Here is a 9,442-nt window from a genome sequence, read left to right as displayed (position 1 = left end):
CTCGCGGGAGCGCTGCACGGGCGTGAGTGGGGCTGGTGCGGGTGGGTCAGAAGCCGAAGTTCTGCGTCCACCACGGGCCGCCGGAGCCCTCGTGGACGCCTATGCCGATCGTCTTGTAGTCGCAGTTGAGAATGTTCGCGCGGTGGCCGTCGCTGTTCATCCAGGCGGCCATCACGGCCTGGGCGTCGGCCTGGCCGCGGGCGATGTTCTCCGCGGCGAGGCCCTGGACGCCGGCCTGGGCGGCACGGTCCCAGGGGGTGTCGCCGTCCGGGTCGGTGTGGTCGAAGAAGCCCCGGGCCGCCATGTCCTCGCTGAAGTTCTGGGCGAGCGAGGTGAGCGGGGCGCTGGTGGTCAGCGGGGAGCAGCCGGCCTTCGCACGCTCCTGGTTCACCAGGGCCAGCACCTCGGCGCGGGCCGAGGTGGCGGAGGGCGAGGGGGCGGGCTGCGTGCTGGGCGGCGGCGGAGCGGCGGACGTCTTCGGGGGCGTCGGGGCCTTGGTCGCCGGGGCGGTGCTCTTCTTCGGGGCCGTGGTGGGCGCCTTCGACTCCGTGGACGGCGTGGCGGCCGGCTTCTCGGAGGGGGTCGCGGAGGGCGGGGCCGACTTCGACGGGGACTTCGAGGCGCTGCTGGAGGGCGACTTCGACGGGGTCTTGGACGGCGTCGCCGACGGCGTGGTGGTGGGCGACTTCGAGGGGGCCTTGGACGGGGCCTCGGGGCGCTCGCTGCTCCGGCTGGTGGGGGAGGAGGAGCGGTCGGCCGGGGCGGTGGTGGAGCCGCCCTGCTGTGTCAGCAGGTTGGGGGCGCCGCCGGCGCGCACCTGGTCGGCCGTGCTTCCGCCACCCGTGGTGTAGGTGTCGCCGCCGGGCAGCAGGCCCGAGGCGACGGCGACCGCGCCGACCGCCATCGCGGCCGATGCGCCGAGGAGCCCGGTGCGCACGGGCGCCGCGGACTTCTTCTTCCGGCGCGTGCCCCGGTGGCGCGAAGCCGCTCCGGCCGCGGGTTCCTCAGCGGCGGGGCCTGCGGCGGATCGTCGGTGGCGTCCCATGCGCTGTGCCTTCCTGATGCTCCGGACGTCGCGGCGACGTCACCCGAATGCCGGTCGATTTTGATCCCGTACTCACCCGATCGAGTGAGGCTATTGCGACGGGACTGTACGCCATGGCTCAAAGGGGCCGCCGTGCTCTTGGCGCAATTGGCCGGTTAGCGTTCGGGCATGAACGAAGACGCACGGCTGGTCGTCTGGGTACGCGGCCGAGTACAGCAAGTAGGCTTCCGCTGGTTCACCAGGGAAAACGCTTTGGAGATCGGCGGGCTCGTGGGCTTTGCCCTCAATCTCGACGACGGTCGGGTGCAGGTTGTCGCCGAGGGATCACGTGACCATTGCCACCGTCTGCTGGATTGGCTGCGCTCCGACGACACACCCGGGCGCGTGGACGGAGTCACTGAGATCTGGGACACCCCGCGCGGTGGTTACGAGGGATTCGCCATCCGCTGACACGGGCTCGCGCCGGCCCCTCGGATCCGCTCGGTGAACGCACCGGAGCCAACGGTCACGGGCCGGCCCACCGGACCCCCGCACCCGAAATGACCTGCGGAAGAACCGCGCGGCGACCGATGGTTGCCAGAAGCGGGATGTCGTGCAAGGCTGCGGGATTGACGAAGATCCCCACACCCGTCGGGGTCCCGCAGGAGAGTCGCGCCGCATGATCGTCCGGCCGCGCGCCCCCGGGACACCTGGGTCCCCGGGGTGTGATCGTGTTGACCGTCAAACTTTTTGGTGAGACGCTGAAAACCCCGCGCACCTTAGCTGTTCGGTAGAGCTGATATGCAGCAGAACCGCAGTGGTGACAGAGCCCTGCCGAGCACCGCGGGTGCGATCCCCAGACGACCCACACCGCATCGGTCGGTCACTCATTTGTGGAGGACCATCCATCATGGCAAAGGCGCTTCTCGGTTACGTCGGCGGTTCCGACCCGCGACTCCTCGCCGAGATGCGACGGCTCCAGCAGCGCGTCCAGGACCTGGAATCCGAGCTCAACCGGATCCAGGACGAGAACGACGCACTCAACGCCGCCGCTCAGCACCAGGAGTCACTGCTCGACAGCATCGACATCGACGTACCCCAGGGCGAGCCTGCGCTGACCTGACCGGTGGCCCCATCGGGCCGGTCGGGCCGAGCAGTGCTCATGAGCCTCGGAACATCTCTCCATATCTGATCCGTCCTGCGTCACGGATCGCCGTCCCCGGACGACCGGGTCCCTGACCGACAGGGCCACCCTGTGTCCGGCTTCCCGGCAACGCACCGCCCGGTTGCCGTGGCGATGCGCCGTGCAGGACCGCACCAAGATCCACAGGGACGCTTCGGCGTCCCTTTTTCTTTGCCCGCCCTTTGCCCGCCCCTTGCCCGGCCTCTCCGAACCGGTCTCCGCCCCCGGCCGTAACGCCCTTCGCTTAACGTCTGATGTGCCCTGCACCTTCATCACCGAAACCGAGAGCGAAAGGTAGAGTCCGGCGGCGTGCACCTCAAGGCCCTGACCCTGCGTGGTTTCAAATCGTTCGCATCCGCCACCACCCTGCGGTTCGAACCGGGGATCACCTGTGTCGTCGGCCCCAACGGATCGGGAAAGTCCAATGTGGTGGACGCCCTCTCCTGGGTCATGGGAGAACAGGGCGCCAAATCCCTGCGCGGCGGCAAGATGGAAGACGTGATCTTCGCCGGGACGACCGGGCGGCCGCCGCTCGGCCGCGCCGAGGTGTCGCTGACCATCGACAATTCCGATGGCGCATTGCCCATCGAGTACGCCGAAGTGACGATCACCCGGATCATGTTCCGCAATGGCGGCAGCGAATACCAGATCAATGGCGACACCTGCCGGCTGCTGGACATCCAGGAACTCCTCTCCGATTCCGGTATCGGCCGCGAGATGCACGTCATCGTCGGCCAGGGCCAGTTGGACTCCGTCCTGCACGCCGACCCGATGGGCCGCCGGGCCTTCATCGAGGAGGCCGCGGGCGTGCTCAAGCACCGCAGGCGGAAGGAGAAGGCGCTGCGGAAGCTGGACGCGATGGGCGCCAATCTGGCCCGCGTCCAGGACCTCACCGACGAGCTGCGCCGCCAGCTCAAACCGCTCGGCCGACAGGCCGCCGTCGCCCGCAGGGCCGCCGTCATCCAGGCCGACCTGCGCGACGCCCGGCTCCGGCTCCTGGCGCACGACCTGGTGACCCTCCGGGACGCGCTGCGTGACGAGATCGCCGACGAGGCCGAGCTGAAGAAGCGGAAGGAAGCGGCGGAGGCCGCCCTGAAGGCCGCGCTCGCCCGGGAGGCCGAGCTGGAGGGCGAGGTGCGCCGCCTGGCGCCCCGGCTCCAGCGGGCCCAGCAGACCTGGTACGAGCTGTCGCAGCTGGCCGAGCGGGTACGCGGCACGGTCTCCCTGGCCGACGCCCGGGTCCGGAGCGCCACCGAGGCCCCCACCGAGGAGCGCCGGGGCCGCGACCCCGAGGAGCTGGAGCGCGAGGCCGCCCGGGTCCGCGAGCAGGAGGCGGAGCTGACGGCGGCCCTGGAGGCGGCCGAACACGCGCTGGAGGACACCGCCGCCCACCGCGCCGACCTGGAGCGCGAGCTGGCCGCCGAGGAGCGCCGGCTCAAGGACGCCGCCCGCGCCATCGCCGACCGCCGCGAGGGGCTGGCCCGCCTGAACGGCCAGGTCAACGCGGCCCGCAGCCGGGCCGGCTCGGCGCAGGCCGAGATCGACCGGCTGGCCGCCTCCCGCGACGAGGCCCAGGAGCGCGCGCACACCGCCCAGGAGGAGTACGAGCAGCTCAAGGCCGAGGTCGACGGGCTGGACGCGGACGACGAGGAGCTGACCGCCCGCCACGAGGAGGCCAAGCAGGCCCTCGCCGAGGCCCAGGCCGCCCACAGCGCCGCCCGCGAGGAGGCGACGGCCGCCGAGCGCAGGCGGGCGGCGGTCGCGGCCCGGCACGAGGCGCTGGCCCTGGGGCTGCGCCGCAAGGACGGTACGGGCGCGCTGCTCGGCGCCCGGGACCGGCTGGCCGGGCTGCTGGGGCCCGCCGCCGAACTGCTCACCGTCGAGCCCGGCTACGAGGTCCCGGTCGCCGCGGCCCTCGGCGCGGCGGCGGACGCGGTGGCGGTGAAGGACCCGGCCACCGCCGCCGAGGCGATCCGGCTGCTGCGCGCGCGGGACGCGGGGCGCGCGGCGATGCTGCTGGGAGGTGGGGTGGCGGAGGACGTCCGGCCCCCTCACGTACCGGGCCAGTCGGGCGGCGCGGACCCGGAGGCCACGCTCGTACCGGAGCAGTCCGGCGAGCCCGTACGGCAGGAGGCCCGGGAAGCGGCACACGGCACCGTGACCCCGCCGCCCGCGCAGGACGGTACGGAACAGGCGGCCGTCGCTCCGCCGGGGCGCACCGGGACCGTCACCGCCCCCGCCGTCGCCGGCCTGATCACCGGCCCCGCCCCCTTGATGCACGCCGTGCACCGCCTCGTACGGGACACCGTCGTCGTCCCCGCCCTGGAGGACGCCGAGGCGCTGGTGGCCGCGCACCCGGAGCTGACCGCGGTGACCGGTGAAGGGGACGTGCTCTCCGCCCACTTCGCGCACGGCGGCTCCGCCGGGGCGCCCAGCCTCCTGGAGGTGCGGGCCTCCGTGGACGAGGCCGCCGCCGAGCTGGCCGGACTCGCGGTGCGGTGTACGGAGTTGGCGCGGGCCCAGCGGCTGGCGGGGGAGCGGCGCGGGCAAGGGGCCGCGCTCGTCGAGGAGCTGGGCGAGCGGCGGCGGGTGGCCGAGCGGGAGAAGTCGGGCGTCGCCCAGCAGCTCGGCCGGCTCTCCGGGCAGGCTCGGGCCGCGGCGGGCGAGGCCGAGCGGATGACCGCGGCCGCCGCCCGCGCCCAGGAGGCCCTGGAGCGGGCGGTGGAGGAGGCCGAGGAGCTGGCCGAACGGCTGCTGGTCGCCCAGGAGGCCCCGGTGGAGGAGGAGCCCGACACCTCCGTACGGGACCGGCTCGCCGCCGACGGTGCCAACGCCCGCCAGACCGAGATGGAGGCCCGGCTCCAGGCCCGTACCCACGAGGAGCGGGTCAGGGCGCTGGCCGGGCGCGCCGACGGGCTCGACCGGGCGGCCAGGACCGAACGCGAGGCCCGCGCCCGCGCCGAACAGCGCCGGGCCCGCCTGAGGCACGAGGCGGCCGTGGCCTCCGCCGTCGCCTCGGGCGCCCGTCAACTGCTCGCCCACGTCGAGGTGTCCCTCGTACGGGCCGATCAGGAGCGGACCTCGGCGGAGGCGGCGAAGGGCGAGCGGGAGCGCGAGCTGGCCGCCGAGCGGGGCCGGGGCCGCGACCTCAAGGGCGAGCTGGACAAGCTCACCGACTCGGTCCACCGGGGCGAGGTGCTGGGCGCGGAGAAGCGGCTGCGCATCGAGCAGCTGGAGACGAAGGCCCTGGAGGAACTCGGGGTGGAGCCGGCCGGGCTGACCGCCGAGTACGGCCCCGACCAGCTCGTGCCGCCGTCACCCGCGGCGCAGGACGAGGAGCTGCCGGAGGACCCGGAGCATCCGCGTAACCGGCCGAAGCCCTTCGTCCGGGCGGAACAGGAGAAGCGGCTGCGGTCGGCCGAACGGGCGTACCAGCAACTCGGGAAGGTGAATCCGCTCGCTCTCGAGGAGTTCTCGGCGCTGGAGGAACGGCACAAGTTCCTCTCCGAGCAGCTCGAGGACCTGAAGCGGACCCGGGCCGATCTGCTCCAGGTGATCAAGGAGGTCGACGAGCGGGTCGAGCAGGTGTTCACGGAGGCGTACCGGGACACAGCCCGCGAGTTCGAGGGCGTCTTCGCCCGGCTCTTCCCCGGCGGTGAGGGGCGGCTGATCCTGACCGACCCGGACGACATGCTCGCCACCGGGGTGGACGTCGAGGCCCGCCCGCCGGGCAAGAAGGTGAAGCGGCTCTCCCTGCTCTCGGGCGGTGAACGGTCCCTGACGGCCGTGGCGTTGCTGGTCTCCATCTTCAAGGCCCGCCCCAGCCCGTTCTACGTGATGGACGAGGTGGAGGCCGCGCTCGACGACACCAACCTCCAGCGGCTGATCCGGATCATGGAGGAGCTCCAGGAGAGCTCCCAGCTGATCGTCATCACCCACCAGAAGCGGACGATGGAGGTCGCCGACGCGCTGTACGGCGTCTCCATGCAGGGGGACGGCGTGTCGAAGGTGATCAGTCAGCGGCTCCGCTGACCCGGTCGGCGCAGCCGCTGACTTTTTACCGAATCATCAGAGGTTCGACGCACTTTTTCCGCGCACCCGGGTACACGCGCTTCGACCCGCCGTTTGACTTCGTTTCTTGAACACATAACCTCTGCAAAGTTGATTTCGCCTTCAAGTGGTGGCGGGCTGGATGCTGTGCCCCACTGGGAAGGCTCACCCCCCACGTCTGACGTGCCGCCAGGCATCAGGAGTTCATGTGACCAGCGCAGCGAACGGACCGGAGTCCGGAGCCCGAGCGGCCCATCCGGACCACCTCGGCCATGTCATCTTCATCACGGCGGCCGCGGCGATGGGCGGCTTTCTCTTCGGCTACGACAGCTCCGTCATCAACGGGGCCGTGGAAGCCATCCGCGACCGGTACGACATCGGCTCCGGAACGCTGGCCCAGGTCATCGCCATCGCGCTGATCGGCTGTGCGATCGGCGCCGCCACCGCCGGCCGGATCGCGGACCGGATCGGCCGCATCCGCTGCATGCAGATCGCCTCGGTGCTCTTCACCGCCAGCGCCATCGGCTCCGCCCTGCCGTTCGCGCTCTGGGACCTGGCGATGTGGCGCATCGTCGGCGGCTTCGCCATCGGCATGGCCTCCGTGATCGGCCCGGCCTACATCGCCGAGGTCTCCCCGCCCGCCTACCGCGGCCGGCTCGGCTCCTTCCAGCAGGCCGCGATCGTCATCGGCATCGCCGTCTCCCAGCTGGTCAACTACGCCGTCCTCCAGATCGCCGACGGTGACCAGCGGGGCAAGATCCTGGGCCTGGAGGCCTGGCAGTGGATGCTCGGCGTGATGGTCGTCCCGGCCATCCTGTACGGGCTGCTCTCCTTCGCGATCCCCGAATCCCCGCGCTTCCTCATCTCGGTCGGCAAGAAGGCCGAGGCCCGCAAGATCCTCGAAGAGGTCGAGGGCAGCAAGATCGACCTCGACGCCCGCGTGACCGAGATCGAGACCGCCATGCACCGCGAGCACAAGTCCTCCTTCAAGGACCTGCTCGGCAACCGCTTCTTCTTCCTGCCCATCGTCTGGGTCGGCATCGGCCTGTCGATGTTCCAGCAGCTCGTCGGCATCAACGTCGCGTTCTACTACTCGGCGACGCTGTGGCAGTCCGTGGGCATCGACCCGACCGACTCGTTCTTCTACTCGTTCACCACCTCGATCATCAACATCATCGGCACCGTGATCGCGATGATCCTGGTGGACCGGGTGGGCCGCCGGCCGCTCGCCCTCGTCGGCTCCGTCGGTATGGCGCTCGCGCTCGCCGTCGAGGCGTGGGCCTTCTCCGCCGACCTGGTCGACGGCAAGCTCCCCGAGACCCAGGGCGTCGTCGCGCTGATCGCCGCGCACACGTTCGTGCTCTTCTTCGCCCTGTCGTGGGGCGTCGTCGTCTGGGTCTTCCTGGGCGAGATGTTCCCCAACCGCCTCCGGGCCGCCGCCCTCGGCGTCGCCGTCTTCGCGCAGTGGATGGCCAACTGGGCGATCACCGCCAGCTTCCCGAGCCTGGCCGACTGGAACCTGTCGGGGACGTACATCATCTACGCCTGCTTCGCCGTGCTCTCCATCCCCTTCGTGCTCAAGTTCGTCAAGGAGACGAAGGGCAAGGCGCTGGAGGAGATGGGCTGACCCGCTTCCTTCATGGTCACGCGCTGCCCTGGTTCCTGCCGATCCGGGGCAGCGCGTGCGGCTGTGCGTCACGGGCCCGGGTGAGGGGTGCCGTGAGCTTTCGGTACGGGAGCGGCTCCGCGGTCCACGTCGGCAGGAGCGTCTCCGCCCGCCCCCGTAACTGGCGGGCTGTCAGGAGCGTGGAGCCAGGTATCCGGCATTACCGCCAAAAGGCGCATACCGCCTCGACGGATCGCCGGGCGGCGTGCGCGGCCGTGCTCGTGCGGCGGCCGTGGCCGATACTGGACGGGTTATGGAACTCGTCGAAATCGTCATCCTCGCTGTAGTCATCGCCCTGGCCGCTGTCGGCCTGGTCGGCGGGCTCGTGGTCGGCAGCCGCAAGAAGAAGAAGCTGCCGCCCCCGCCGCCGAGCGCGCCGACCATCACTCCTCCCGCCGAGCCGCGTGTCGGCGAGGAGGCCGAGACGCCGCGCGACGAAGCGCGGCGCACCATCGACGAAGTCGACCTCCCGGACGCCGCCGCGCCCGTCGAGGAGGCCCCGGTCGTCGAGGCTCCGGCGCCACCCGCGCTGGAGATCCCCGAGCCCACCGAGGGCCGGCTCGTGCGCCTGCGGGCCCGGCTCGCCCGCTCGCAGAACTCGCTCGGCAAGGGGCTGCTCACGCTCCTGTCCCGGGACAACCTGGACGAGGACACCTGGGAGGAGATCGAGGACACCCTCCTCACCGCCGACGTCGGCGTCGCCCCCACCCAGGAACTGGTCGAGCGGCTCCGTGAGCGCGTCCGGGTGCTCGGCACCCGTACCCCCGAAGAGCTGCGCGCCCTGCTGCGGGAAGAGCTGATCACCCTGCTCGGCCCCGACTTCGACCGCGAGGTCAAGACCGAGGGCGGCGCCGAGACCCCGGGCGTCGTGATGGTCGTCGGCGTCAACGGCACCGGCAAGACCACCACCACCGGCAAGCTGGCCCGGGTGCTCGTCGCCGACGGCCGCAGCGTGGTCCTGGGCGCGGCCGACACCTTCCGCGCCGCCGCCGCCGACCAGCTCCAGACGTGGGGCGAGCGCGTCGGAGCCCGTACGGTCCGCGGACCCGAGGGCGGCGACCCGGCGTCCATCGCGTACGACGCGGTCAAGGAAGGCATCGCCGAGGGGGCCGACGTGGTCCTCATCGACACCGCCGGCCGGCTGCACACCAAGACCGGTCTCATGGACGAGCTGGGCAAGGTCAAGCGGGTCGTGGAGAAGCACGGCCCGCTGGACGAGATCCTGCTCGTCCTGGACGCCACCACCGGGCAGAACGGCCTCGTGCAGGCCCGGGTGTTCGCGGAGGTCGTGGACATCACCGGCATCGTCCTCACCAAGCTCGACGGCACCGCCAAGGGCGGCATCGTCATCGCCGTCCAGCGCGAACTGGGCGTACCGGTGAAGCTGATCGGACTCGGCGAGGGGGCGGACGACCTGGCCCCGTTCGAGCCGGGCGCCTTCGTGGACGCCCTGATCGGCGACTGAACCACCCGGTGTCCGGCACGGCGGACGGGCGGCGGCTCCCACGAGGAGCCTGCC

Annotated in this window: 6 protein-coding genes; 5 read left to right on the top strand and 1 reads right to left on the bottom strand. The window is 71.7% G+C overall.

Annotated features, from left to right (window positions below; translation table 11 throughout):
* Positions 1–46: 46 nt before the first annotated feature.
* A complete protein-coding gene (locus AB0917_RS31975; protein WP_366823211.1) occupies positions 47–1,045 on the bottom strand; it encodes a CAP domain-containing protein in 999 nt (332 codons plus the stop codon).
* A gap of 168 nt (positions 1,046–1,213) precedes the next feature.
* Here AB0917_RS31975 and AB0917_RS31970 point away from each other — a divergent pair, with 168 nt between their 5' ends.
* The 5 genes from AB0917_RS31970 (at position 1,214) to ftsY (ending at position 9,388) form a co-directional block, all read left to right on the top strand.
* Complete coding sequence (locus AB0917_RS31970) at positions 1,214–1,495, top strand: acylphosphatase (protein WP_366823210.1); 282 nt, start codon at positions 1,214–1,216, stop codon at positions 1,493–1,495.
* Positions 1,496–1,934: 439 nt separating this feature from the next.
* Positions 1,935–2,147, top strand: coding sequence for a hypothetical protein (locus AB0917_RS31965; protein WP_003965973.1), 213 nt, complete (start codon positions 1,935–1,937; stop codon positions 2,145–2,147).
* A gap of 369 nt (positions 2,148–2,516) precedes the next feature.
* Entirely contained in the window at positions 2,517–6,239 is a 3,723-nt protein-coding gene (locus AB0917_RS31960; RefSeq protein ID WP_366823209.1) for an AAA family ATPase, read from the top strand.
* A gap of 226 nt (positions 6,240–6,465) precedes the next feature.
* On the top strand, positions 6,466–7,884 hold the full coding sequence (locus AB0917_RS31955) for a sugar porter family MFS transporter (protein ID WP_366823208.1): 1,419 nt from the start codon (positions 6,466–6,468) through the stop codon (positions 7,882–7,884).
* Between the two features lie 292 nt (positions 7,885–8,176).
* Positions 8,177–9,388, top strand: coding sequence for a signal recognition particle-docking protein FtsY (ftsY, locus tag AB0917_RS31950; protein WP_366823207.1), 1,212 nt, complete (start codon positions 8,177–8,179; stop codon positions 9,386–9,388).
* Positions 9,389–9,442 lie beyond the last annotated feature (54 nt).

The sequence above is a fragment of the Streptomyces sp. NPDC007346 genome (assembly GCF_040703535.1).
Taxonomy (GTDB): domain Bacteria; phylum Actinomycetota; class Actinomycetes; order Streptomycetales; family Streptomycetaceae; genus Streptomyces.
Note: the sequence above shows the minus strand (reverse complement) of the source record. Positions and strands in the feature narration are given on the sequence as shown.

What these genes read in the sequence shown, in the direction of transcription:
- AB0917_RS31965 (WP_003965973.1), top strand. Translation starts at nt 1,935, where the DNA reads ATGGCAAAGGCGCTTCTCGGTTACGTCGGCGGTTCCGACCCGCGACTC.
- AB0917_RS31970 (WP_366823210.1), top strand. Translation starts at nt 1,214, where the DNA reads ATGAACGAAGACGCACGGCTGGTCGTCTGGGTACGCGGCCGAGTACAG.
- AB0917_RS31975 (WP_366823211.1), bottom strand. Translation starts at nt 1,045, where the DNA reads ATGGGACGCCACCGACGATCCGCCGCAGGCCCCGCCGCTGAGGAACCC.
- ftsY (WP_366823207.1), top strand. Translation starts at nt 8,177, where the DNA reads ATGGAACTCGTCGAAATCGTCATCCTCGCTGTAGTCATCGCCCTGGCC.